This window comes from Brevundimonas sp. 357 (assembly GCF_003938605.1).
Taxonomy (GTDB): domain Bacteria; phylum Pseudomonadota; class Alphaproteobacteria; order Caulobacterales; family Caulobacteraceae; genus Brevundimonas.
In genome coordinates this window covers 110,773-131,243 of record NZ_RHWX01000012.1, presented here as the reverse complement: position 1 = coordinate 131,243, position 20,471 = coordinate 110,773, and the positions used below count along the sequence as shown (strand labels likewise).

The 20,471-nt window shown below is 66.2% G+C and carries 25 protein-coding genes; 12 read left to right on the top strand and 13 right to left on the bottom strand.

Annotation, left to right across the window (positions count from 1 at the left end):
* Window positions 1-94 precede the first annotated feature (94 nt).
* On the top strand, window positions 95-700 hold the full coding sequence (locus EGK63_RS12100) for a cysteine hydrolase family protein (RefSeq protein WP_125901691.1): 606 nt from the start codon (window positions 95-97) through the stop codon (window positions 698-700).
* Here EGK63_RS12100 and EGK63_RS12095 read toward each other — a convergent pair.
* The 4 genes from EGK63_RS12095 to EGK63_RS12080 all read right to left on the bottom strand — a co-directional run bounded on the left by EGK63_RS12095 (window position 697) and on the right by EGK63_RS12080 (window position 3,597).
* Complete coding sequence (locus EGK63_RS12095) at window positions 697-1,710, bottom strand: DNA topoisomerase IB (RefSeq protein WP_125901690.1); 1,014 nt, start codon at window positions 1,708-1,710, stop codon at window positions 697-699. The genes EGK63_RS12100 and EGK63_RS12095 overlap by 4 nt on opposite strands.
* Window positions 1,711-1,788: 78 nt before the next feature.
* On the bottom strand, window positions 1,789-2,493 hold the full coding sequence (locus EGK63_RS12090; RefSeq protein ID WP_125901689.1) for a Crp/Fnr family transcriptional regulator: 705 nt from the start codon (window positions 2,491-2,493) through the stop codon (window positions 1,789-1,791).
* A 56-nt stretch (window positions 2,494-2,549) separates the two neighbouring features.
* Window positions 2,550-3,311, bottom strand: a complete 762-nt coding sequence (locus tag EGK63_RS12085; protein WP_125901688.1) for a Crp/Fnr family transcriptional regulator — start codon at window positions 3,309-3,311, stop codon at window positions 2,550-2,552.
* A 97-nt stretch (window positions 3,312-3,408) separates the two neighbouring features.
* Entirely contained in the window at window positions 3,409-3,597 is a 189-nt protein-coding gene (locus EGK63_RS12080; protein WP_087141298.1) for a hypothetical protein, read from the bottom strand.
* A 156-nt stretch (window positions 3,598-3,753) separates the two neighbouring features.
* Here EGK63_RS12080 and EGK63_RS12075 point away from each other — a divergent pair, with 156 nt between their 5' ends.
* Entirely contained in the window at window positions 3,754-4,482 is a 729-nt protein-coding gene (locus tag EGK63_RS12075) for a Crp/Fnr family transcriptional regulator (RefSeq protein ID WP_125901687.1), read from the top strand.
* 49 nt (window positions 4,483-4,531) lie between these two features.
* Here the strand turns inward: EGK63_RS12075 and EGK63_RS12070 are convergent, their stop codons facing one another.
* Window positions 4,532-5,032, bottom strand: a complete 501-nt coding sequence (locus tag EGK63_RS12070; RefSeq protein ID WP_125901686.1) for a ferritin-like domain-containing protein — start codon at window positions 5,030-5,032, stop codon at window positions 4,532-4,534.
* Window positions 5,033-5,178: 146 nt separating this feature from the next.
* On the opposite strand from EGK63_RS12070, the gene EGK63_RS12065 reads away from it, so the two are divergent.
* Window positions 5,179-5,598, top strand: coding sequence for a DUF6766 family protein (locus EGK63_RS12065; RefSeq protein WP_125901685.1), 420 nt, complete (start codon window positions 5,179-5,181; stop codon window positions 5,596-5,598).
* A gap of 56 nt (window positions 5,599-5,654) precedes the next feature.
* On the opposite strand, the gene EGK63_RS12060 is transcribed toward EGK63_RS12065, so the two are convergent.
* The 4 genes from EGK63_RS12060 to EGK63_RS12045 all read right to left on the bottom strand — a co-directional run bounded on the left by EGK63_RS12060 (window position 5,655) and on the right by EGK63_RS12045 (window position 8,008).
* Entirely contained in the window at window positions 5,655-6,248 is a 594-nt protein-coding gene (locus tag EGK63_RS12060; protein WP_125901684.1) for a DUF4142 domain-containing protein, read from the bottom strand.
* Window positions 6,249-6,267: 19 nt separating this feature from the next.
* Window positions 6,268-6,507, bottom strand: coding sequence for a hypothetical protein (locus EGK63_RS12055; protein ID WP_125901683.1), 240 nt, complete (start codon window positions 6,505-6,507; stop codon window positions 6,268-6,270).
* A 129-nt stretch (window positions 6,508-6,636) separates the two neighbouring features.
* Window positions 6,637-6,831 (bottom strand): hypothetical protein, encoded by a 195-nt coding sequence (locus tag EGK63_RS12050; protein WP_125901682.1) that lies wholly within the window; start codon window positions 6,829-6,831, stop codon window positions 6,637-6,639.
* 73 nt (window positions 6,832-6,904) lie between these two features.
* A complete protein-coding gene (locus EGK63_RS12045; RefSeq protein WP_243637673.1) occupies window positions 6,905-8,008 on the bottom strand; it encodes a flavodoxin family protein in 1,104 nt (367 codons plus the stop codon).
* A gap of 127 nt (window positions 8,009-8,135) precedes the next feature.
* Here EGK63_RS12045 and EGK63_RS12040 point away from each other — a divergent pair, with 127 nt between their 5' ends.
* Window positions 8,136-9,029: an SDR family oxidoreductase gene (locus EGK63_RS12040; RefSeq protein ID WP_125901681.1), complete on the top strand. Its 894-nt coding sequence runs from the start codon at window positions 8,136-8,138 to the stop codon at window positions 9,027-9,029.
* Window positions 9,030-9,032: 3 nt separating this feature from the next.
* On the opposite strand, the gene EGK63_RS12035 is transcribed toward EGK63_RS12040, so the two are convergent.
* Window positions 9,033-9,824: a metallophosphoesterase gene (locus EGK63_RS12035; RefSeq protein ID WP_207896374.1), complete on the bottom strand. Its 792-nt coding sequence runs from the start codon at window positions 9,822-9,824 to the stop codon at window positions 9,033-9,035.
* A complete protein-coding gene (locus tag EGK63_RS12030) occupies window positions 9,808-10,587 on the bottom strand; it encodes a nucleotidyltransferase family protein (RefSeq protein ID WP_125901680.1) in 780 nt (259 codons plus the stop codon). Before EGK63_RS12030 ends, EGK63_RS12035 begins: the two co-directional genes overlap by 17 nt.
* A 112-nt stretch (window positions 10,588-10,699) precedes the next feature.
* On the opposite strand from EGK63_RS12030, the gene EGK63_RS12025 reads away from it, so the two are divergent.
* The gene (locus EGK63_RS12025) at window positions 10,700-11,422 is read left to right on the top strand and encodes a cytochrome c oxidase assembly protein (protein ID WP_125901679.1); all 723 of its coding nucleotides are present in this window, start codon (window positions 10,700-10,702) and stop codon (window positions 11,420-11,422) included.
* Entirely contained in the window at window positions 11,419-12,135 is a 717-nt protein-coding gene (locus EGK63_RS12020; RefSeq protein WP_125901678.1) for a cytochrome b, read from the top strand. The genes EGK63_RS12025 and EGK63_RS12020 overlap by 4 nt, the downstream gene beginning before the upstream one ends.
* Here EGK63_RS12020 and EGK63_RS12015 read toward each other — a convergent pair.
* Window positions 12,132-12,578 carry a DUF305 domain-containing protein gene (locus EGK63_RS12015; RefSeq protein WP_125901677.1) on the bottom strand — a complete coding sequence of 149 codons (447 nt, stop codon included), beginning with the start codon at window positions 12,576-12,578 and terminating at the stop codon, window positions 12,132-12,134. The genes EGK63_RS12020 and EGK63_RS12015 overlap by 4 nt on opposite strands.
* Window positions 12,579-12,650: 72 nt before the next feature.
* The gene (locus EGK63_RS12010; protein WP_125901676.1) at window positions 12,651-13,391 is read right to left on the bottom strand and encodes a c-type cytochrome; all 741 of its coding nucleotides are present in this window, start codon (window positions 13,389-13,391) and stop codon (window positions 12,651-12,653) included.
* A 110-nt stretch (window positions 13,392-13,501) separates the two neighbouring features.
* Between EGK63_RS12010 and EGK63_RS12005 the strand changes: the two genes are divergently transcribed.
* The 6 genes from EGK63_RS12005 to EGK63_RS11980 are packed head-to-tail and all read left to right on the top strand — an operon-like array spanning window position 13,502 to window position 20,378.
* Entirely contained in the window at window positions 13,502-13,879 is a 378-nt protein-coding gene (locus tag EGK63_RS12005; RefSeq protein WP_125901675.1) for a cytochrome c family protein, read from the top strand.
* The gene (gene coxB, locus EGK63_RS12000; protein WP_125901674.1) at window positions 13,869-14,819 is read left to right on the top strand and encodes a cytochrome c oxidase subunit II; all 951 of its coding nucleotides are present in this window, start codon (window positions 13,869-13,871) and stop codon (window positions 14,817-14,819) included. Before EGK63_RS12005 ends, coxB begins: the two co-directional genes overlap by 11 nt.
* Window positions 14,816-17,362: a cbb3-type cytochrome c oxidase subunit I gene (locus tag EGK63_RS11995; protein ID WP_125901673.1), complete on the top strand. Its 2,547-nt coding sequence runs from the start codon at window positions 14,816-14,818 to the stop codon at window positions 17,360-17,362. The genes coxB and EGK63_RS11995 overlap by 4 nt, the downstream gene beginning before the upstream one ends.
* Window positions 17,359-17,655 (top strand): hypothetical protein, encoded by a 297-nt coding sequence (locus tag EGK63_RS11990; RefSeq protein ID WP_125901672.1) that lies wholly within the window; start codon window positions 17,359-17,361, stop codon window positions 17,653-17,655. The genes EGK63_RS11995 and EGK63_RS11990 overlap by 4 nt, the downstream gene beginning before the upstream one ends.
* A gap of 54 nt (window positions 17,656-17,709) precedes the next feature.
* The gene (locus EGK63_RS11985; RefSeq protein WP_125901671.1) at window positions 17,710-18,951 is read left to right on the top strand and encodes a putative DNA modification/repair radical SAM protein; all 1,242 of its coding nucleotides are present in this window, start codon (window positions 17,710-17,712) and stop codon (window positions 18,949-18,951) included.
* Window positions 18,951-20,378, top strand: coding sequence for a UdgX family uracil-DNA binding protein (locus tag EGK63_RS11980; RefSeq protein ID WP_125901670.1), 1,428 nt, complete (start codon window positions 18,951-18,953; stop codon window positions 20,376-20,378). Before EGK63_RS11985 ends, EGK63_RS11980 begins: the two co-directional genes overlap by 1 nt.
* The last annotated feature ends 93 nt before the right edge of the window (window positions 20,379-20,471 follow it).

The following is a 20,471-nucleotide window of genomic DNA, read 5'->3' as shown; positions in this document are numbered from 1 at the left end:
TTCCGCTCCTTCCCAGCCAGGGAAATCTCAGCGGAAAACTCTAACGTCCGGTGATCCAGTTTTCGGGGAGCAGATCACTGCGCTTTGGGCCGGTATGGTTTCCGGTATCCATTTCGGCCCCATAGCCGCAAACGCCGTCCATCTGTGCGTGGACATGCAAAGACTATTCGCGGAGGACACGGCATGGCGCACGCCGTGGATGGCGCGTGTCCTGCCAGTCGTCGTGCGTCTGTGCGAGCGCAAGGCCGAACGCACCTGTTTCACCCGGTTCATCCCCGCCCGTTCGCCGAGAGAGGGGGAGGGGACGTGGAGGCGGTACTGGCGGCGATGGGCGTCGATGACGCTTGAGAATCTGGGTGAAGAACGTGTGGAGCTTCTGCCCGAACTGCAGGTCTTCACCCCGCCCGCCAGGGTGTTGGACAAGTCCCGCTATTCCCCCTGGCTCAACACGGGTCTGGCGTCGGCTCTGATGGCCAGCCGGGTCGATACCCTGGTGGTGACGGGCGCCGAGACCGATATGTGCGTGCTGGCGACTGTCCTCGGCGCCGTGGATATGGGCTTTCGCGTGGTGGTGGTTTCGGACGCCCTGTGCAGTTCCTCGGACCAGTCGCACGACGCCTTGTTGGCTCTCTATCATGACCGCTTCGGCCAGCAGATCGAGACGGCGGAGTGCGACGAGGTGCTCGAGATGTGGGCCTAGGCAGGTTCGCTCAGCAGTCGCGCCAGCCTTGAATCGAAACTCTGGGCGTTTGGATCCGGCAGACAGGTCGTGATGGTTCCGGATTCATAAAGCTCAATCACGCGCGGATGGACATAGGACGCCCGACAGACCGTCGGCGTGTTGCCCAGCAGGCTCGCGACCGCCTTCATGCAGGTCGAGATGTTTCGCCGCGCCTCGGTCTGGGACGTGGGCGGGGCCATTTCGTAGAAGGCGCGGGCGGCGGCGACGGTGGCCGCCCAGGTGCGGAAGTCCTTGGCGGAGAACTGATCGCCCACGGCCTCGCGGATATAGGCGTTCACGTCGTCTGAACTGATCGCCCACAGCTCGCCCTCTGCGTCGCGGTATTTGAACAGATGCTGGCCCGGGAGGCCTTCCAGGCCGCGCATGACGCGCGCCAGTCGACGGTCGCTGACCTTGACCCGGTGTTCCTTGCCGCTCTTGCCCCTGAACTCGAAGGTCAGGGTCGAGCCGTCGACCTCCAAGTGCCGCTTGCGCAGGGTCGTCAGGCCGAAACTACGATTCTGGCGGGCATAGGCGGCGTTGCCGACGCGGATGAGGGTGATTTCCAGCAAACGAACCGCCGAGGCCAGCACCTTTTCCTTGCACGGCCCACGTCGCGAAAGGTCGTTCTCCACCCGGTCGTGCAGTCGCGGCAGGCGTCGGGCGAAATCTGGCAAACGCGCAAATTTGTGCGAGGCGGCGCGGGCCGTCCAGTCGGCATGATAGCGGTACTGCTTGCGACCGCGCGCATCGCGCCCAGTCGCCTGGATATGGCCGTTTGGGTCGGGACAAATCCAGACGTCCTGCCACGCCGGCGGAATGGCTAGGGCGTCGATCCGCATCAGGATGCTCCGCTCACGGATCAGGCGCCCCTTTGGATCACGATAGCAAAAGCCTCTCCCGCTCCGGCGGCGCGTAAGGCCTGGGCTCTCGTTGCTGGACCAGACGAGTCCGCCGGAAGGCGGCGGATTGGTCACGTTTGTCGACATCGTCGCGGCCCTTGCTGGGTCTAAGTCTAGGCAACGCCAGGCCCTGCCTCCGGCTCCCTTCTGCGTGCGGCCGTGCTCTCAGTGCATCGCGCCGCACCGGCATGAAAGGTCGGAGAGACTTCCCGCGTCCAGAATCGACGCCTTGCCGCGGCTGAAGCGCACCGCGCCCATCGCTTGCAGGTTGCTGGCGGCGGCGTTGATGCTGGTTCTCTGGACGCCGAGCATGGCGGCTAGCTGGGCCTGCTTCAGGCGAAGCGGCGCGCCGTTGCCGCCATGGTGCAGACGAAGCAGCCACTTCGCCAGACGTTCCGACACGCGATGGGAGGCGTTGCAGGCGGCTTCCTGTTCCAGAAGAGTCAGGCGTTGAACCGCCTGAAGGGCGATGAAGCGCGATAGCCAATCATGGCCGAGCGCCTCGCGGGCGGCGGCGGCGGGAACGCGGAACAGCCGAACATCCAGCAGCGGCCGCACGTCGGCGCGGCTGCCGCTAGAGCCCAGAGCGTGATCCCAACCGTAGACGGCGCCCGATACGATAGGTGCGACACAGACTTCACTGCCGGTTGGAAAGGCGCCGAGAACCCCGGACAGGACGAACCAGAGATGCTCCCTGTCCAGAGGAGGCTGCGCGTCGCCTGGGAGATCAACCTCTGTTCCCTCGGCGGTCAGGCGCTGCTGGGCATCCGGCGGCAGGACGCGATAGACCGGGTGATCACGGATGCTGGGCCGGGGGCGGCCGTGAGGTGAGGCGGACGGGGATAGAATGGCGGCGGAATCTGCAGGCATGGGGCCTCCTGACCAGAAGCCCTGCCATGGTTGCCGCAGATCGCCACTCACATGGGTTAGTCGCGGCTGGGCGGCGCATCCGCGAGATCGTCGGCGATGCTGAGGCCTGCGGCCAAGGTCAGGCCCTGCAGGTCAGGCAGGACGGCCCGTCCCGTCCGGTAGTCGACCAGGCCTGCTCGCCGAAGTTGCTGCAGCGTCCGGTTCATGTGCACGGCGCTGAGGCCCAGGATGTCTGCGAGCATGTCCTGGGTGAGAGGCAGGTGAAGGACGCCGGGTTCCGCCGCGCCGAGACGGCTTTGCCGCTCGTACAGCTCCAGCAGAAGATGCGCCGTTCGCTCATAGGCGCTGAGCCGACCCAGCCGAATGACATGCCGCGCCAGCCGCAGGCGCTCCGCCGAGCGGAAATTCCGCCAGGCTTCCAGAAGACGCGGGCTGACGTCTACGCCTTCGGAAATCGCGGCCCACAGCAGGGAGGCGTCAAGGGTGGAGGCGTCGGTCAGGGCCCAGACCGCCATGTCGGCGTCCACGACGTCGGCGGCCAGGATGACGTCGCCGGGCAGGCTGAGACCGACGATCTGGCGACGGCCGTCTTCCAGCATGGCGCCGCGGGCGATCCAGCCGCGCGCCACCACACGGGCGTCCTTGCGTTCCGGATGAAGGGAAACGGCGCCGCCGGGCGGGTGAACCATGGCAGGACCGTGAAACCAGCTACGGATGCGTTCGATGTCGCCAGGCGACAGCACGGCGAAGCTGGACAGCATCCGCTCCAGCGACGCCGCGGCTATGTCTACATCATCTTGATAAGACTGATTCTTCATCCCTCTGACCAACAGCACGGCCGAGGGTGTTTCGTTCTTTACATAGGTTAGTCCAAGAGCTTGACGGTGACGCTTGCGGCGCCGGGAGCGGAAGCCGTCATGCGCGGTAATAGGAATCCGAGCAGAGGGTGCGCAGTTGGCGCCACGTGGCCTTGCCCTCAAGCTGAAAAAGTTCGGCCTGGGTATAACGATCCGAGATCAAGGCCTTGCGGACTTCGCTGGGTATGCGGAAGCGGCCGCTGCGCGCGAGTTCGAAGGCCCGCTCGATGACTGGTGTTCTATTCATGGTACAAACTCCCCTGTTACGGGAAGGCAATGCGGTTGCGCCCTGATGGGTTCATTGTGTCGCCTTTGAGGCGCTGTGGAACCTCGGCTGTTCGAGCCGACGGCAACATTCGCGAAGATCCGGCGTTGTGGTCGCGCCAGGCCTCAGGGAACCACAATGCACGACCACAGCCGTTTGCTGGAAAACAAGCTGCAACGACGCGACGTCATTACGGATGGCGAAAGGCAGGCGCTCAGGAGCGTGCTGACCCATGTCGTGTTGAAGCCCGCCGGCAGCGACATCGTCACTCAGGATGCTTTGGTCGATCATTCCAGCCTCGTCATCGACGGCTTCTGCGCGCGCTATCGCGATCTGAGCGACGGACGGCGGCAGTACACCCAGATCAATCTTCCCGGAGACTTCATCGACCTGCACGGCTTTGTTCTGAAGCGCGTCGACCATGGCGTGCGTGCGCTGTCCGACTGTCTCATCGCCGAGGCTCCGCATGAACGCCTGCGCAACCTGACGGAAGAGCACCCGCATTTGACGCGCTTGTTATGGCTGGAGACGGTGGTGGACGCCGCCATGCACCGTGAATGGCTGCTGGCCCTAGGTCGACAGGAGGCGCTGGAGCGGACCGCCCTGTTGGTCTGTGAAATCTACGCGCGCCTGGAAGCCGTGGGCCTGGCGCGCGACGGCGTCTTTCGTTTTCCCATTATCCAGGCGGAGATTGCGGATCTGCTCGGCATGTCCGCCGTGCACGTGAACCGTACGCTGAAGGTCATGCGCGAGGCGAGCTGGCTGGAGTGGACCGGATCGGAAGTTCGTATTCTCGAGTGGGATCGTCTGGCGAGCGCGGCCGAGTTCAATCCCTCCTATCTGCGGCTGGAGCGACTGCCGGTTTAGCGCAGGGTTACGGCCCCGCCGCTGATCAGGCGGCAGGGCCGAATGGAGCTCAGGCGGCGGGCTGCAACGCCTCGGCGTTGATTGCGGCGTCGGCGATGGCCGTCAGATCCTCGTCCGTCTGGCTTTCTTCCTGAAGCGTCTCGTCCAGCAGTTTGACGGCGTCCTTCAGTCCCATCACCTCGGCCCAGCGCTTGAGCGTGCCATAGCGGGTGATCTCATAATGTTCGACCGCCTGGGCGGCGGCCAGCAGACCGGCGTCGAGCGCTGCCGTGTCCTTGTACTCCTCGGCGATTTCGTCGCCTTCGGCCAGGATGCCTTCGATGGCGTCGCAGGTCTTGCCGCGCGCGGGCTTGCCGATGATCTCGAACACCTGCTGCAGGCGTTCGATCTGGCCTTCAGTCTGCTCGCGGTGCTTTTCAAAGGCCGCCTTGAGGTCGGGCGACTGGGCGGCGCGCGCCATTTTCGGGAGGGACTTCAGGATCTTGCGCTCGGCGTAATAGATGTCGCGCAAGGTGTCGTGGAAGAGGGTTTGCAGCGTTTTCTCGGGCATGGGGCTCTCCTGAAAAAGAATGGGGAGCCTGCGAAGCGGCGGGCGCACAAGCGCGTTCCTAGTGTTCGGATATGGACAGGGCTGAGCGCCACGGAACGCACAGGCCCACGAGCTCTTCTGCCGATTTCAGAGTGTTGGAGCGCGACATGAAGAAGTACGCCTATGGCTGGATCACTCTGGCCTTCTTCACCATTTCCATCGTCTTGCATTGGGGCTTCGGCTGGGCCGCCTATGTGAACGAGGCCCGCGACCACGGACAGGCGGCGCAACTGACGCCCTATCTGATGGAGATGGGGCGGGACACCTTCGAGAACTGGCAGTCCGAGTTCCTGCAACTGATCTGGCAGGTCGTGGGGCTGGCCTACTTTCTCTATGTCGGCTCGCCGTCGTCCAAGGAGAACGACGACCGGATGGAGGCCAAGATCGACGCTCTGCTGGAATTGGTCGATCACCAACGCGGCGCGGCGCTGATTGAGGAGATCGACGCCAGCCATCTGCGTCGTCACGGCCACGCGAGCATTCATCTGGACCCGCCTTATGCGGTGCGAAAGCCCGCTGCCGAATAGGAAGAAGGGGCGGACTGTCGTCCGCCCCTGATAGCGTTGTCCGCCAAGGCCCGGCGTCAGCGGCCCAAGCCGGCCTGCAACTGCTTGGCCCGCTCAAGGTGGGCTTCGATCTTGGGCAGGACGTTGCGCGCATGTTCCGCCAAGGCGGGAACGTCCGCCTTGTCGGAGAAGCCGCGGTGAAGGGTGACGGCCTCCTCATGGGCGGCGACCTGTTGATCGACGTAGATCTTATCGAAGTCCGCAGTCGAGGCTGAGCGCAGGTTGTCGATCAGGCCCTTGCGGCGCTGATCCAGCTCGGTCGGCAAGGTCGTGTCCGGCGCAGCCTGTCCGGCGGCGGCCCTCAGGGCGGTGGAGGCGGCCGCGTGGTCGGTCTTGATCATCTGGGCCAGTTCCTTGACCTGGGCGTTCTTCGATCGCTCCATGGCGATGTCGGCGGCCTGGATCTCGTACATGTCGCCCATGGCGGCGTTGGGTACATAGGCGCTGACCATATTGGCGCCCATGGTCGCGGCCGAGGTCTGACCGACCGGTTCGGAAACGGCGTCCTGCGCCTTATCGACGGCCTCGGAACCTTGCTGCTGGTTGCAGGCGGCGAGGGTGAGGGCGGCGGCTGATACGGCCAGAACGGCGACGGTTTGCTTCATCATCATTTGAACTCCTTGGGTAAGATCAGGGCTTGGCGGCCACGCCGGGGGTGACGGGCGCCAATTCTTGAGCCTGGGTCTGAGGCGGAGGCGCATCGACCTGCTGCAGGCCGTCGTCCGGCGTTTCGCGGATTGATAGAATGGCCTCCTGCGCGCGCATCAGGGGCGCGGCGGCGTCGGCGGCCTGGACATCGGTGGGCGAAGCGACCCGCAGGCGTCGCTGAGGGCCGCTGTCGCTGCCGACCACGACTTCATAGAAACGCATGTCGGCCTCCCAGGGTGAGGGGGCGCGGTGGGCGACGAGGGCGATCGGTCATGTCTTTTTCCTCCCTGTGACAGGAAGTTAAGCGGCGGGGCGCGGGGGTGTTCCAAACGCTCAAGCCTGAACACGCCGTCACATGACACGCTCCAGCGGCGCCTCGGCTCCCGTCATTCGTGGATCAGGAACCTTGGTTTCGGTGCGGAGAAAGCCGGTCGCCGCCGCGGCCAGATAGACGATGAACAACAGGACCAAGAGGACGCCGGCAAGGATCAGCAGCCGTCTGGGGCGTCGCAGGATCGGGGGCTTTTCCTTGTTCGCGAGAGGCAAGGGCGAACTCCTTTCGTACTGGAAGGAGAAGGAAGAGGAGCGGTGCCTGTTCCATACGGCCCCGGTCGGCTCTCTATTTCTGGCGCGGCGGTTCGGGAGCTGGCTCAGGGGGCTTCGAGGCGTCGTTGCGCCAGGCCAGAACAGCCCTCGCCAGCTCGTCCGCCGCCAGCCGCACCTCATCCTGAACGGCCCGGTCGCGGTCGAGGGCGTCGTGGCTGGTGGCGTAGGGCTCCCAATAGCCGATGTAGCGGTCGATCTCCGCGTCGGCGCCGGCGGGCGACAGCTTCATCGAGACCAGCCAGTCGGACAGGGAGCGGCGCACGTTTTCCGCGCCTTCTACATCGCCATGGACGACTAGGGCGAAACGCCGACCCGCCAGGTGACGGGGATAGGGCCAGTCGGCCAGTTCAAGCGCCTTGGCCAGGGCGACGGTCTTGCCGTGCGTCGTCGTGGGATCTGGATTTCCGCCGTCGGCGCAGACCAGCCGGTCCATCATCAGCTTGAAAGGGCTGGAGGCGTGATACCAGTTGACCGGGGTGACGATCAGGACGCCGTGCGCGCGGACCCACATCGGATAGATGTCGTTCATCCAGTCGTGGACCTGGCCCAGGCTGTAGTTGGGATAGCAGCTGCACGGCCAATGGCAGAGGGCCGCTGCTGTGGAGAAGCAGGCCTTGCAGGGATGAATTTCCCGGCCGTATTCCGACGCCAACCGCGACAGGTCGAGGATTTCTGCCGCCATGCCCGCGCGCCTCTCAACCACCTCGCGGGCGATCTGGACCAGCCGCCAACTCTTGGACATTTCGCCGGGGCAGGTGTGCTCGGAACGGCTGGAGGCGTTGATGATCAGGATGCGCGAGGGCCCGGCGGCGTCGTCATGCTGCGCCTCGGCGGCGCGGAGGGCCGCGTGAGCGTCCAGCCAGTCCAGAGCCAGTTCATAGTCCGGCTCGGCGAAGCTCGGACCGGCGAGGCGTGTCAGCGGCGATTTTCGACCCCCGATGTAGCCGTCCCAGGCTGCGGCGGCCAGGCGGTCGATCTCGTCGCGCAGAGGGTCGAAGGCGGGGTCCGCGAACCGGCTGCGGAAGCGGGTTTCAAAGGTTGTGCGGTCCAGTTCCGGGCTGGGCATGCCCTTACGCGGCTCAGGGACGGCTAGAGCTTGGGGAACGGGATCTGGCATGCGGCTTCTCCGGCTCGGGTGCGTCGAAAACGTCGCGGCTGAACACGACGTTCCGCCGCAGGAGGGGAACGCGCGGACAGGGGGCGACTTAGGAGGGCATGTCCTTCACACGTCTACGGGAGCCGTCATGTCCGACCGCCTGACAATGCAGGATCCTCGCCATCAGTATCCGCGTCCGCCGTTTCCACGGCAGCCGCAGCCGGCGCCGGGTCTGGTCGCGAAGATGGAGCCCAAGCCCGATCATGGCGAGGACAGCTATCGGGGCCATGGGCGGTTGAAGGGGCGCCGCGCCCTGATAACCGGGGCCGATTCCGGCATCGGTCGCGCGATCGCTGTCGCCTACGCCCGTGAAGGCGCCGATGTCGCGATTTCCTATCTTCCCTCAGAGGAGGCCGACGCGCGCGAGGTGATCGCCCTGGTTGAGGCCGAAGGCGTCAAGGCGCTGGCCTTGCCCGGCGACGTGCGTGACGAAGCGTGGAATGCGACCATGGTGGCGCGCACGCTCGAGGCCTTCGGCGGTCTGGACATCCTGGTCGTCAACGCGGGCCGACAGCAGTTTCGCGAGGACGTGGGTGAAGTCTCGACCGAGGATTTCGATGCTACGCTGAAGACCAACCTATACGCCCTGCACTGGCTGTGTCAGGCGGCGGCGCCCCATCTGCCGCCGGGCGCGGCGGTCATCACCACCGCCTCGATCCAGGCTTATGAGCCGTCGGACATCCTGTTGGACTACGCCACCACCAAGGGCGGGATCGTCACCTACACCAAGGCCCTGGCGAAGCAGCTGATCGAGAAGGGCGTGCGAGTGAACGCCGTGGCGCCGGGCCCCTTCTGGACGGTTTTGCAGCCCAGCGGCGGCCAGCCGCAGGAGAAGGTCGAGAAATTCGGCGCTCACAGCGCCTTCGGACGTCCGGGTCAGCCGGTCGAGATCGCGCCGGTCTACGTGCTGCTGGCCTCGCAGGAGGCGAGCTTCGTCACGGGCGAGGTCTGGGGTGTCACCGGCGGCGCCGGGATCGCCTGAGCTTCAGACCTCGAATACGCGATAGGGCGTATCGCCCATCGTCCGCAGCACGGGCAGGGCGACGTTGAAGACCGGGACGCCGCGCGCCGTGCGGCCTTCCGGCGCGCCGCGATGCGCATGGCCGTGCAGCACCAGCTTGACGTTCTCATAGCGATCGACGACCTCGGCCAGGCGCGACGAGCCGAGGAAGGCGTGGATCTCCGGCGGCTCGCCGATCACCGTATCCACCACCGGGGCGTAGTGGAGCAGAACCACGCTCCGCTCGGTCCGCAGCGTTCGGATCGAATTTTCGATGAGATTGGCGTCCTCAACCGCCTCATTGACAAAGGTCTTGATCGAGGCCTCGCCGAAGGAGCTGAGCATGTAGCGGCCGAAGCCGCCGACGAAGCCCTTGCCTCCGGCGAAGCCGACGCCGTCGATCTCATAGGCCTCGCCGGTCAGCATCTTGACCCCGGCCTCGGTCAGCATGCGGATGACTTCCTGCGGTCGGCCGCACTCATGCTCGTGATTGCCGAGCACGCCGACCATGGGGATGCGGCAGGCGCGCAGATCCTCCAGCAGGTTCTCCACCTCGACCGTCTTGCCGAAATTGACCAGGTCGCCGCACAGGCACAGCACGTCCGCGTCTTCATGCACCCGGTCGAACAGGTCGCGATAGGCGCGATGCGAGGTCTCGCCGACGTGCAGGTCGCCGACGGCGGCGACGCGCAGCTTCTTCTTCGGTCCGGCTTCCATGCCCGGTTGAGGCGTCTGGCCGTCAGCGGCGGAGGCGGCGGTTTCAGGCGACGGGGTCATGGCGTTCCTCCAGGCCCTTGCCCACCACGTCGCCGAAGCCCCATTCGGAGATGTCGGCGATGTAGTCGCGCGGGCTGAATAGGCGGCCGCGGCAGACCTTTACGCGCGGCGCCGGCAGATCGACCTGGGCCTGCAGGCGGCCGATCAACTCCGTCATCAGCCACGCCGGCACCAGGCCGCGCTCGGTCGGATAGGCGAAGCGGAAGTTGAGCAGATGCGCCATCAGCACCTCCCAATAGAGGTCCATCTGATCCAGAAGCGACTTCCAGTCGATGGCGTCGGCCTGTTTCAGGATGACGTGGTTCACATCGGCGCCGTCGTAGCGATAGCGGTCCTGGATGAAGGCCTTGGACAGGATCAGGGCGGTCGGCGGGGTGATCGTCACCTCATGCCCGTAGACGGTGATGCGATCCGGCCCGAACCAGCTGTCGGACACGGCGATGGTGCCGTTCGACATGGCGAAGATGACGTCGAAGAAATGCTTGTCGTCCTGCCAGACCTTGGCGATCCAGCGCTCGTCCTCGACGTCGGTGCGATAGCCGCGCGCCTGGAAGAAGGCCAGAATCCGGGGGTAGTCGCCGGGCTTGCAGAAGACGTCCAGATCCTTGGTAGGACGACGGATGCCCGTATAGGCCGTGACGGCGTAGGTGCCCGACAGCAGGAATGGCACGCCGGACTCCTTCAGCAGACGCAGGGCCTCCTCATAGAAGGCGCGAGCCTCGGGCGGTGGTTCGAAGGCGGGATCGGCGACCGTGTCGGACATGGGATCAAGTTCCTGAACAGGGCAGGGAAACGGCGTGCGGAGAAACGCGGTTCCGTTTCTGTGCGCGACCGGACGCCGGTGAACCGTCACGGCGTGGAGGCGTTGGTCCAGGATGGTCGACGTCGCCTGGACACCCTATTGCGGGCCTGCGCCCGATCCCGCCGAGGCGCTTGGGCGCTGGAACGGCGATCTGATCCTGTTGTCTGTCATGGCGGCGGCGACGACGGCCGGATTGATCCTGCTGCGCGAACAGCAGAGGGGACGCTTCAGCGCGGCGATGGCGGTGCTGGCGGTCGGCTTCATCTCGCCGCTATGCGCCTTGAGCTCCGCCTTGTTCATGGCGCGGACCCTGCATCACCTGCTGTTGGTTTTGGCGGCGGCGCCCCTGCTGGCCTTGTGCCTGCCTCGGTTGAAACCGCCGCGTGTGGCGGCGGCGGCGGCGGTGCAGGCGGTGGTCTTTTGGGCCTGGCATGCGCCGGAGCCCTACGCTCAGGCTCTGTCGCATGACGGAATCTATTGGCTGATGCAGATCAGCATCCTGGGAAGCGCCGTCTGGTTCTGGGCGGCGGTTCGCAGCGCAAGGGGGCATGCGGCCGTCGCGGCCCTGCTGGCGGCCATGCTGTTGATGGGGCTTCTGGGCGCCTTGATCGTGTTCGCGGGCCAGCCGCTCTATGCGCCGCATTTCGCCAGCACCATGGCCTGGAACATGACGCCGCTGGAGGACCAGCAGGCGGCCGGGCTCATCATGTGGGCGCCGGCGGCGGCGGCCTACCTGCTGGCCGCACTGTGGCGGATTCACGGTCTGCTGAAGCCGGCGGGCGAGGCGGCGGCATGATCGACCGACTGATCGCCCAGGCGCTGGAGTGGGCCGCAGGTCATCATGACGAGGGGCGCTATTCTCCCGTGGCCATCTGGTTTCACTGGATCATGGCAGGTCTGGTCGTGTTCCAGTTGGGCTGGGGCTGGTGGATGGGGCGACTGCCGGTCGGCGGCGAGAAGGTCGCGGCCTATGAGGTCCATTTCGCCGTCGGCGTGCTGATGCTGTTGCTGGTGATCGGCCGCCTGACCTGGCGGCTGGTCGCGCCGGATCTGATCAATGACGCGGACAAGCCGGGATGGGAAAGCACGGCCGCCCACGTCACCCACTATGTCTTCTATCTCTGCCTGTTCGGCCTGCCGTTGTCGGGTTGGACGATGATATCGGCCACAGCGCGAGACGCCCAACTGGCGGCGGCGGGCTTCATACCCTGGCCGATGCTGCCGATGCAGGATCTGTCGAATCGTCAGCTCTGGGCGGTCGAGGCGGCGGCTGAGTGGATGCACTGGGGCCTCGTCATCGCCCTTCTGCTGATGATCCCGATCCATGCAGGGGCCGCGCTGAAGCACCATCTGATCGACCGCGACGACGTCTTCCACGCCATGCTGCCGGTCGTGCCTCAACTGAGGCCGCGCCGCACGCGATGGCAGCGACGATGGCGCGCGCTGGAGAAAAGGATCGCGACGACCGTTCGGAGGCTGCGGCGCGGCCGCACCCGCTTCCAGGTCTAGAGTCGGTCCAGGATCGCCTGCATCTGGGCGATCTCCCGCTCTTGAGCGACGATGATTTCGTCGCACAGGGCGATGAGCTCAGGGTCGGTCAGCTTGGCCTTTCCGCACATCAGGATCGCCCCGGAATGATGGGGGATCATGCCGCGGATCAGCTCCTGGTCGTTAATGGCCGCCTGGGTGCGCATGGCGTAGAAGCTGGCGGCGAAGACGAAGGCGGCGATCCCGATGATGATCCAATTGGCGCGCCTATTCTGAAACATCGAGCGCATCGACAGCAGCATCACCACGGCCATGGGCGCGACCATCATCAGCGTCATATAGACGTTGTTCAGGTTGAAGCGGAAATGATCGAGCGTCGCGATCATGGTGAACATCACCAGATACATGATGACGAAGTCGATCAGCAGTTCGAATGCGAGATTGCGATAGCTGTGGGCGTGCATCAGCGGCCTCCACCGGGTTGTTCTAGTCGTGAGACAACCAATCGCTGTGTGCGTGGTCTGTTCCCGAGGAGTTCAGCCGCCGTCGGAACGAGCGGGGCGGCGGATTTCGCGCGACGCGGCCGGGCGCGCCGCAGCGGCGACCGAGGCGGCGCGGGCGACCGACGCTTCGGCGCGGACCGGGGAGGGCGGCTGGGTCGACAGCCAGGCGGCGATGGCGCGGGCTTCGTCGTCCGTCAGCCGTTGGACGGCGGCGGCCATGACGCCGCGCGGGTCGTTTCGCCGCTCGCCGGACTTCCAGCGGTCAATCTGTTCCAGCGTATAGGCGGCGGGCTGCCCGGCGACTATCGGCTGCCCTTCGCCCGCACCTTGGCCTTCAACGCCATGACAGGCGGCGCAGGCCGTGATTCCGCGCGCCGTGTCGCCGGTCAACCAGATCTGGGGCGGAGAGGCGGTTGAAGTCTGAACGGCGGGCGGGGGCAGTCCGGCGTACCAGGCAGCGACGGCCCTGCGCGCGTCCTGATCCAGGCCCTTGGCCACGCGGGTCATCACGTCATCGGGACGCAGGCCGCCGGCGTAATCCTCCATCTGTTTCTGCAGATAGCCCTGGTCCAGACCGGCGAGGCGCGGCGTCGAGACGCCGTCGCCTTCGCCCTTCAGGCCGTGACAGGTGAAGCAGGCGTTGGCCGCGCCGCCCGCGCCCCCGCTCATGGCGATCACCTCGCCGGACGCCTGAAAGACGCGGTCGGTCGCGCCTGGCGTCGCGTCGCAGGCGGCGAGGGTCAGTCCCAGAAAAGCGAGGAGCAGGGCGCGCACCCCGGTCCAACACCGGCTTTGCGGCGTCGGTTCCGCCTCGGAACCCCTGGCCGCCCGGCGGATTGGTTCTGGCGAAGCGGAAAGGGGCCGTATGCCGTCATGTCGCGACGATGGGGAAGATAGGCGCTGCAGTTTCGGCCGCCGGCCTGCTGGGCCTGGCCGCCTGCGCGGACAAGGCCGGAGCGCCGCGCGACCTGGCGGGCGCCGACGGGGTCGAGGGGCTGCGCCTGATCCGGACTCAGGGCTGCGGCGCCTGCCACGTCATTCCCGGCGTGGCCTGGCCCGAGGGGCGGACCGGCGGATCGCTGGCGGGCGTGGGGGCGCGGCCGATGATCGCCGGGAGGCTGCCGAACCAGCCCGCGGTCATGGCCGTCTTCGTCCGCGACGCGCCGTCGTTGCTGCCCGACACCGGCATGCCGCCTATGCCCCTGAGCGAAGCCGAAGCCCGCGACATAGCGGCCTATCTCTATACGCTCGATGACGACTGAGACGCCGGACATGCTGGGCGGCTGGCCGCCGCCGGTTCTGGACCCGGCCGGACCGTTCGCCGGGCCGGTGACGGTCGTCGCCTGGGTGCTGTTCGTCATGGGCGCGGTCGTGCTGGCCGTTGTCCTGATCGCCCTGGGCGTCGCCTTGTTCGGGCCGAGGACGTGGAAACGTCGCGTTGGCGGCGAGCGCCTGGTCTGGATCGGCGGTCTGGCCTTTCCGGTGGTCGTGCTGACGGGCCTGCTGATCTACGGCCTCAGCGTCACCGCGCGCGTGTCGGATGCGCCGCGTGACGGCGAGATGCGCGTGCGCGTCACCGGCGAGATGTGGTGGTGGCGCGTAGCCTATCTGGACGACCAGGGCCGCGAAACGGTCCAGGACGCCAATGAGGTTCACATCCCCGTCGGCCGTCCGGTGGTGATCGAATTGGAGAGCGCCGACGTCATCCATAGCCTGTGGGTGCCGCGCCTGGGGGGCAAGACGGACATGATCCCGGGCCGCCGCAACTTCATGCGCCTGCAGGCTGACAAGCCGGGCGTCTATGCGGGACAGTGCGCCGAATATTGCGGCGGACCTCACGCCCTGATGGGCTTCGTCGTCGTCGCCCATGCCGAGGCCGACTTCGAGGCCTGGCGGGCCAGGCAGGCCGCGCCCGCCGCGCCGTCCGCCCTGCCCGGCGCGGGAGTGTTCAGCGTCTCGGGCTGCGGCGCCTGCCACACCATACGCGGAACGGAGGCCAACGGCCTGGCCGGACCTGACCTGACCCACGTCGGTTCGCGCCAGACGCTGGGCGCGGGCATCCTGCCCAACAATCAGGGCACGATGGCGGGGTGGATCGCCGACAGCCAAGGGATCAAGCCAGGCAACCGCATGCCGTCCTATCCGGTGCTGACCGGGCGCGAGCTGCGCGACCTGGCCGCCTATCTGGACAGTCTGAAATGACGTCGGAAACCGGCTTCGACGTCCGCAAATACGATCGCTTTCCCACCGAGGAGCCGCGTCCGGACGGCGAGCTGGAGCAGTTGGAAGCCGCCTGGTGCGGTCCGCGCCGTCCCGGCGAGTGGATCACGGCGATCAACAACAACATCATCGGCGCCTATTACGTCGGCGCGGCCATGCTGTTCTTCGTGTTGGCAGGCGTGCTGGCGCTGTTGATGCGCACCCAGCTGGCCCTGCCGATGACCGGCTTCCTGCCGCAGGAGACCTACAACCAGATCTTCACCATGCACGGCACGGTGATGATGTTCCTGTTCGCCGTGCCGGCGGTCGAGGCGCTGGGCGTGCTGCTGCTGCCGCAGATGCTGGGGGCGCGCGACCTGCCGTTTCCGCGCCTGGGGGCCTACGCCTTCTGGGCCTATCTGATCGGCGGCCTGGCCTTCTTCTGCTCCCTGTTCTTCGGCCTGGCGCCGGACGGGGGATGGTTCATGTACCCGCCGCTGACGGGCATGACCTATTCGCCGGGGATCAACGCCGACTTCTGGCTGCTGGGCATCGGTTTTATCGAGATATCGGCCATCGCCGGAGCGATCGAGATCATCGTCGGCGTGCTGAAGACGCGCGCGCCCGGCATGACGCTGGACAAGCTGCCGGTCTTCGCCTGGGCGATGCTGATCTTCGCCTGCATGATCATCATCGCCTTTCCTTCGGTGATCCTGGCGACCTTGCTGCTGGAGCTGGAACGGGCGCTGGGCTGGCCCTTCTTCGATCCGCTGAAGGGCGGCGATCCCATGCTGTGGCAGCACCTGTTCTGGTTCTTCGGCCATCCGGAGGTCTACATCATCTTCCTGCCGGCGGCCGGGGCCATGTCGACCATCATCCCCGCAATGGCGCGCACGAAGCTGGTCGGCCATCCCCTGGTGGTCATGGCCATGCTGGCGACCGGCTTCATCAGCTTCGGCGTGTGGGCGCACCACATGTTCACCACCGGCATGCCGCAGATCAGCATCAACTACTTCAGCGCCGCCTCCATGGCGGTCAGCGTCCCTGCGGGCGTGCAGGTCTTCGCCTGGATCGCCACCATAGCGGCCGGAAAGATGCGCTTCACCACGCCCGGCCTGTTCGCCGTGGGCGGCCTGGTCATCTTCGTCATGGGCGGGCTGACCGGGGTGATGGTCGCCATGGTGCCCTTCGACTGGCAGGCCCACGACAGCTATTTCATCGTCGCCCACCTGCACTATGTCCTGATCGGCGGCATGGTCTTTCCGGTGTTCGCGGCCATCTACTACTGGCTGCCGATGTCCAGCGTCCGGCCGTTGAGCGAACGCATGGGCAGATGGATCTTCTGGCTGATGTTCGTCGGGCACAACATCGCTTTCATGCCGATGCATCTGACGGGGCTGATGGGGATGCCGCGTCGGGTCTACACCTATCTGCCGGGGCGGGGCTGGGATCTACCCAACTTCATCTCCACCGTCGGGGCCTTCCTGTTCGGCCTGGCGGTCCTGCTGTGGGTCGTCGACATGATCCGCAACTTCCGCCCCTTCGGCCCGCGCGAGGCGGGCAACATCCACGACGGCCCAGGACTGGAGTGGCTGCCCAGCGGCTATTATTCCGTGCGCTCCGTCCCCGTGGTGAAGAGCCTCTATCCGCTGTGGGAACAGAAGAGCTTGGCGAAGGAGGTGGAGGAGGGGCGCTGGTTCCTGCCCGGCGCGGCGGGAGGCGAGCGCCAGACCCTGGTCACCAGCCCTCTGAACGCTGAGCCGCAGTATGTCTTGCGCCTCCCGCGTCCGTCACCCTGGCACGTGTTCGGCGCCCTCTTCACGGCAGGCTTCTTCCTGATCCTGACCATCCAGGCCTATGTCGCCGCCGTGGTCAGCGGCGTGCTGGCGATCTACTGCATCATGCGCTGGTGCTGGTTTCTGGACGCGCCGCACAGCCGCAAGACGACCGACATCGGAGCGGGCGTCCGCGTACCCAACTATGTTTCGGGTCCGTCCAGCCACGGCTGGTGGGCCATGGTGATCGTGCTGATTGTCGGCGGCATGGTCTGCCTGCTGGCGGGCTTCTCCTATGTCTTTCTGTGGAGCCGGCGGCCGGATCTGTGGCAGGCGCCGCCGGAGACGGCGTCGATGATGCTGCACCTCGGCGTTCTGGCCCTGGGGGGGCTTTGCGCCGCAGCGGCGCCGCACGTTTTGCGACGGGCCGGGAAGGGAGCGGAGACGCTCGCTACGGTTCTTCTGGTCATCAGCGCCATCGCGGCCGCGACGGCGATAGGGCTTGAGCTCCAGGCCTGGTGGACCGCTGGGCTCAAGCCTGACGCCACCAGCCAGGGCGCCGCCGTCTTCGCCCTGCTCGGGTGGTCGGCGACGTTTGCCGGGATCGGGATGTTGATGGGACTCTACATCCTGCTGCGACGGGCGTTCAGGCGGCTGTCGGCCGAGCGGCCGTCGACGGTAGACCTGATCGGCCTCTTCATGACCTATACGGCGGCGCAGGCGGTGATCGTGGTACTGCTGATCCGACTGTTTCCGGGCTCCGGCGCATGAGGCGCTGGCTGGCCATGACGGCGGGGCTGCTGATCTGGGCCGCGCATTTTCTGGGGCTTTACCTGTTGGCCAGCGCCGCAGACGTGTGGTTCTCGACCGAGGCGGCCGCCGGTCGCTGGATCGGATTGGGTTTCAGCCTTCTGTGTCTGACGCTGATCGCCGTCGCGGCCTTCGCTACGGCGCGGCGTCCGGCGCCGGATGAGCCGGCTCTTTGGGAGCGGCGTGTCGCCCTGACCGGCGCTGTGGTCGCCGCTGTCGGCGTGACCTGGCAGACCGCACCGCTGGCGTTCTGAGAAATCGCTCCAGCCAAGCTGGATCATTCCACGCATGGAACATATCATGAACAAATGGCGCAGATTGATTTGAGACGAAAGCTGGCGGTGCTGGCGGATGCGGCGAAGTATGACGCTTCATGCGCCTCATCGGGTTCGACCAAACGAGATTCCTTGGGCGGGCGCGGGATCGGCTCGACCGAGGGCATGGGCATCTGTCACGCCTATACGCCGGACGGCCGGTGCGTCAGCCTGCTGAAAATCCTGCTGACCAACTTCTGCATCTACGACTGCGCCTATTGCATCAACCGGGTGTCATCGAACGTCGAGCGGGCGCGTTTCACGGTGCGGGAGGTCGTGGACCTGACCCTGGCCTTCTACAAGCGCAACTATATCGAGGGCTTGTTCCTGTCGTCGGGGGTGATCCGCAACGGCGACTACACCATGGAGCAACTGGTCGAGGTCGCGCGGCGATTGCGCGAAGACCACCACTTTCGCGGTTACATCCATCTGAAGCTGATCCCAAAGGCGGACGCGCGGCTGGTCGAACTGGCGGGCCTCTATGCCGATCGCTTGTCCGCCAACATCGAACTGCCTCGCGACGAGGCCTTGGGCCGACTGGCGCCCGAAAAGGACGCGCGGACAATCCGCAAGGCCATGGGGCAGGTGCGGCTGAAGCTGGAAGCAGCCCGGCCCGAAAAGAAGGACCGCAAACGCCCGCCCGCCTTCGCCCCAGCGGGACAGTCGACCCAGTTGATCGTCGGCGCCGACGGGGCGCCGGACACGGAGATCATGGCGCGCAGCGCCGCCCTGTATGGCGGTTACGGCCTGCGCCGGGTCTATTATTCCGCCTTCAGCCCCATTCCCGACGGCTCCAGCCTGTTGCCGCCCACCAAGCCGCCGCTGATGCGCGAACACCGGCTTTATCAGGCCGATTGGTTGATGCGATTCTACGGCTTCACCGCGCCCGAGATCGGGGAGGGGACGGACGATGGAATGCTGGATCTGGCCGTCGATCCCAAACTGGCCTGGGCGCTGCGGCGGCGCGAGGCCTTTCCCGTCGACGTGAACCGTGCAGCGCGTGAGACGCTGCTGCGGGTGCCTGGCCTAGGCGTGAAGGCGGTTGACCGCATCCTATCTGTGCGACGCCATCGGACCTTGCGGTTGGAGGACGTGGGGCGGCTGACGCGCTCTATCGAGGCGGTGCGGCCGTGGATCACGGCGCTGGATTGGACGCCCGGCGGCCTGACCGATGCGGCGGACCTGCGTGCGCGCCTGGCCCCCCGGCGCAAGGCCGAACAGTTGAGTCTGTTCTGATGCGTAGTTTTGTCCTGGCCGATCCGCTTGATTTCGACGGCTGGCGCGAGGCGGCCCGGCGTTTGCGGTTGGCGGGCGTCGAGCCGGCAGAGGTGCGGTTCGTCGTGGGCCATTCGCGCGGCGACCTGTTCGACGAGGCGGCGGCTCTTCCCGAAGTCGAGGGTGCATTCAACGCCCCGCGCGCCTTCATGGAGACGGCGGCGCAGTTGATCCAGCATCGATCCGAGAATCGTTTTGATCTGATGTATCGCCTGCTGTGGCGCTTGAAGGATCAGCCTGACCTGCTGAACGTCCTGTCTGATCAGGACGTGGCCGAGGCGGCTGATCGGGTGAAGGCGGTGCGCCGCGCCGCCCACAAGATGAAGGCCTTCGTCCGCTTCCGACAGGCTGAGGATGAGGCAGGCGAACACTGGGTCGCCTGGTTCGAGCCGGCGCATCGCGTGCTGCAGGCGACAGCTCCTTTCTTCGTCCGTCGGTTCAGCGCCATGCGATGGACGATCCTGACGCCGGACGGCTCAGCTCATTGGAACGGCGAGGCGTTGGACTGCCGCCCCGCCGCCGAGCAGGCGCAGGCTCCGACCGAGGACGCCATGGAGGATTTCTGGCGCACCTACTACGCCTCGACCTTCAATCCGGCGCGGCTGCGGCCTCAGGCGATGCAGTCGGAAATGCCCAAGCGCTATTGGAAGAACCTGCCTGAGGCGGCGCTGATCCCGGAACTGATGGCCGCAGCGTCGGTTCGCACTGAAGCCATGGTGACCCGCCCCACGTCTCGACCCAACGACAGGTTCCAGCGTGTCCGCGCGCCGGTGGTCGATCGCGCGGCGACTGACGATCTGGCTCCCGAAAGCCTGGATGAATTGGCGCGCGGCGTTCAGGGGTGCCGCCGCTGTCCGCTATGGCGTGACGCCACCCAGGGCGTTTGCGGCGAGGGGCCGAAGCGCGCTGCTCTGATGGTTGTGGGCGAGCAGCCGGGGGATCAGGAGGATCTGGTCGGGCGACCGTTCGCCGGACCTGCGGGCCGTCTTCTGGGCGCGGCGTTTGAAGAGGCGGGACTGAACCGACGCGACCTCTACCTCACCAATGCGGTGAAGCATTTCAAGCACGAGCCGCGCGGCAAGCGCCGCTTGCACAAGACGCCCAATGCAGGCGAGGTCCAGGCCTGCCGCTGGTGGCTGGATCACGAGCGGCGTCTGGTGAAGCCCCGGCTGATCCTGGCGCTGGGCGCGACGGCGGGTCTGGCGGTGCTTGGCCGAAAACCGGCCGTGCAGGCCGAGCGCGGCCGGGTCATGACGACTGCAGACGGCGCGCGTGTGCTTCTTACGGTGCATCCCGCCTATCTGCTGCGCCTGCCTGATCCGGCTAGGAGGGATAGCGAACGGGCCAGATTCCTGGCGGACCTCGCGGCCGCATCGGCCCAGTTTTAGAGTCTGTCGGCGAAGCTCAGGCGATGAAGTTAAGTGTGAGGAATCGCCCAAATCCAGCTCCCGCACCCAAGCTTACAAAGCCCCGACGGCCAA

Excerpts from the sequence above, each read along its gene's own strand:
- EGK63_RS12100 (WP_125901691.1), top strand. The coding sequence starts at position 95 with ATGGTTTCCGGTATCCATTTCGGCCCCATAGCCGCAAACGCCGTCCAT.
- EGK63_RS12095 (WP_125901690.1), bottom strand. The coding sequence starts at position 1,710 with ATGTCGACAAACGTGACCAATCCGCCGCCTTCCGGCGGACTCGTCTGG.
- EGK63_RS12090 (WP_125901689.1), bottom strand. The coding sequence starts at position 2,493 with ATGCCTGCAGATTCCGCCGCCATTCTATCCCCGTCCGCCTCACCTCAC.
- EGK63_RS12085 (WP_125901688.1), bottom strand. The coding sequence starts at position 3,311 with ATGAAGAATCAGTCTTATCAAGATGATGTAGACATAGCCGCGGCGTCG.
- EGK63_RS12080 (WP_087141298.1), bottom strand. The coding sequence starts at position 3,597 with ATGAATAGAACACCAGTCATCGAGCGGGCCTTCGAACTCGCGCGCAGC.
- EGK63_RS12075 (WP_125901687.1), top strand. The coding sequence starts at position 3,754 with ATGCACGACCACAGCCGTTTGCTGGAAAACAAGCTGCAACGACGCGAC.
- EGK63_RS12070 (WP_125901686.1), bottom strand. The coding sequence starts at position 5,032 with ATGCCCGAGAAAACGCTGCAAACCCTCTTCCACGACACCTTGCGCGAC.
- EGK63_RS12065 (WP_125901685.1), top strand. The coding sequence starts at position 5,179 with ATGAAGAAGTACGCCTATGGCTGGATCACTCTGGCCTTCTTCACCATT.
- EGK63_RS12060 (WP_125901684.1), bottom strand. The coding sequence starts at position 6,248 with ATGATGATGAAGCAAACCGTCGCCGTTCTGGCCGTATCAGCCGCCGCC.
- EGK63_RS12055 (WP_125901683.1), bottom strand. The coding sequence starts at position 6,507 with ATGCGTTTCTATGAAGTCGTGGTCGGCAGCGACAGCGGCCCTCAGCGA.
- EGK63_RS12045 (WP_243637673.1), bottom strand. The coding sequence starts at position 8,008 with ATGCCAGATCCCGTTCCCCAAGCTCTAGCCGTCCCTGAGCCGCGTAAG.
- EGK63_RS12040 (WP_125901681.1), top strand. The coding sequence starts at position 8,136 with ATGTCCGACCGCCTGACAATGCAGGATCCTCGCCATCAGTATCCGCGT.
- EGK63_RS12035 (WP_207896374.1), bottom strand. The coding sequence starts at position 9,824 with ATGACCCCGTCGCCTGAAACCGCCGCCTCCGCCGCTGACGGCCAGACG.
- EGK63_RS12030 (WP_125901680.1), bottom strand. The coding sequence starts at position 10,587 with ATGTCCGACACGGTCGCCGATCCCGCCTTCGAACCACCGCCCGAGGCT.
- EGK63_RS12025 (WP_125901679.1), top strand. The coding sequence starts at position 10,700 with ATGGTCGACGTCGCCTGGACACCCTATTGCGGGCCTGCGCCCGATCCC.
- EGK63_RS12020 (WP_125901678.1), top strand. The coding sequence starts at position 11,419 with ATGATCGACCGACTGATCGCCCAGGCGCTGGAGTGGGCCGCAGGTCAT.
- EGK63_RS12015 (WP_125901677.1), bottom strand. The coding sequence starts at position 12,578 with ATGCACGCCCACAGCTATCGCAATCTCGCATTCGAACTGCTGATCGAC.
- EGK63_RS12005 (WP_125901675.1), top strand. The coding sequence starts at position 13,502 with ATGGGGAAGATAGGCGCTGCAGTTTCGGCCGCCGGCCTGCTGGGCCTG.
- coxB (WP_125901674.1), top strand. The coding sequence starts at position 13,869 with ATGACGACTGAGACGCCGGACATGCTGGGCGGCTGGCCGCCGCCGGTT.
- EGK63_RS11995 (WP_125901673.1), top strand. The coding sequence starts at position 14,816 with ATGACGTCGGAAACCGGCTTCGACGTCCGCAAATACGATCGCTTTCCC.
- EGK63_RS11990 (WP_125901672.1), top strand. The coding sequence starts at position 17,359 with ATGAGGCGCTGGCTGGCCATGACGGCGGGGCTGCTGATCTGGGCCGCG.
- EGK63_RS11985 (WP_125901671.1), top strand. The coding sequence starts at position 17,710 with ATGGCGCAGATTGATTTGAGACGAAAGCTGGCGGTGCTGGCGGATGCG.
- EGK63_RS11980 (WP_125901670.1), top strand. The coding sequence starts at position 18,951 with ATGCGTAGTTTTGTCCTGGCCGATCCGCTTGATTTCGACGGCTGGCGC.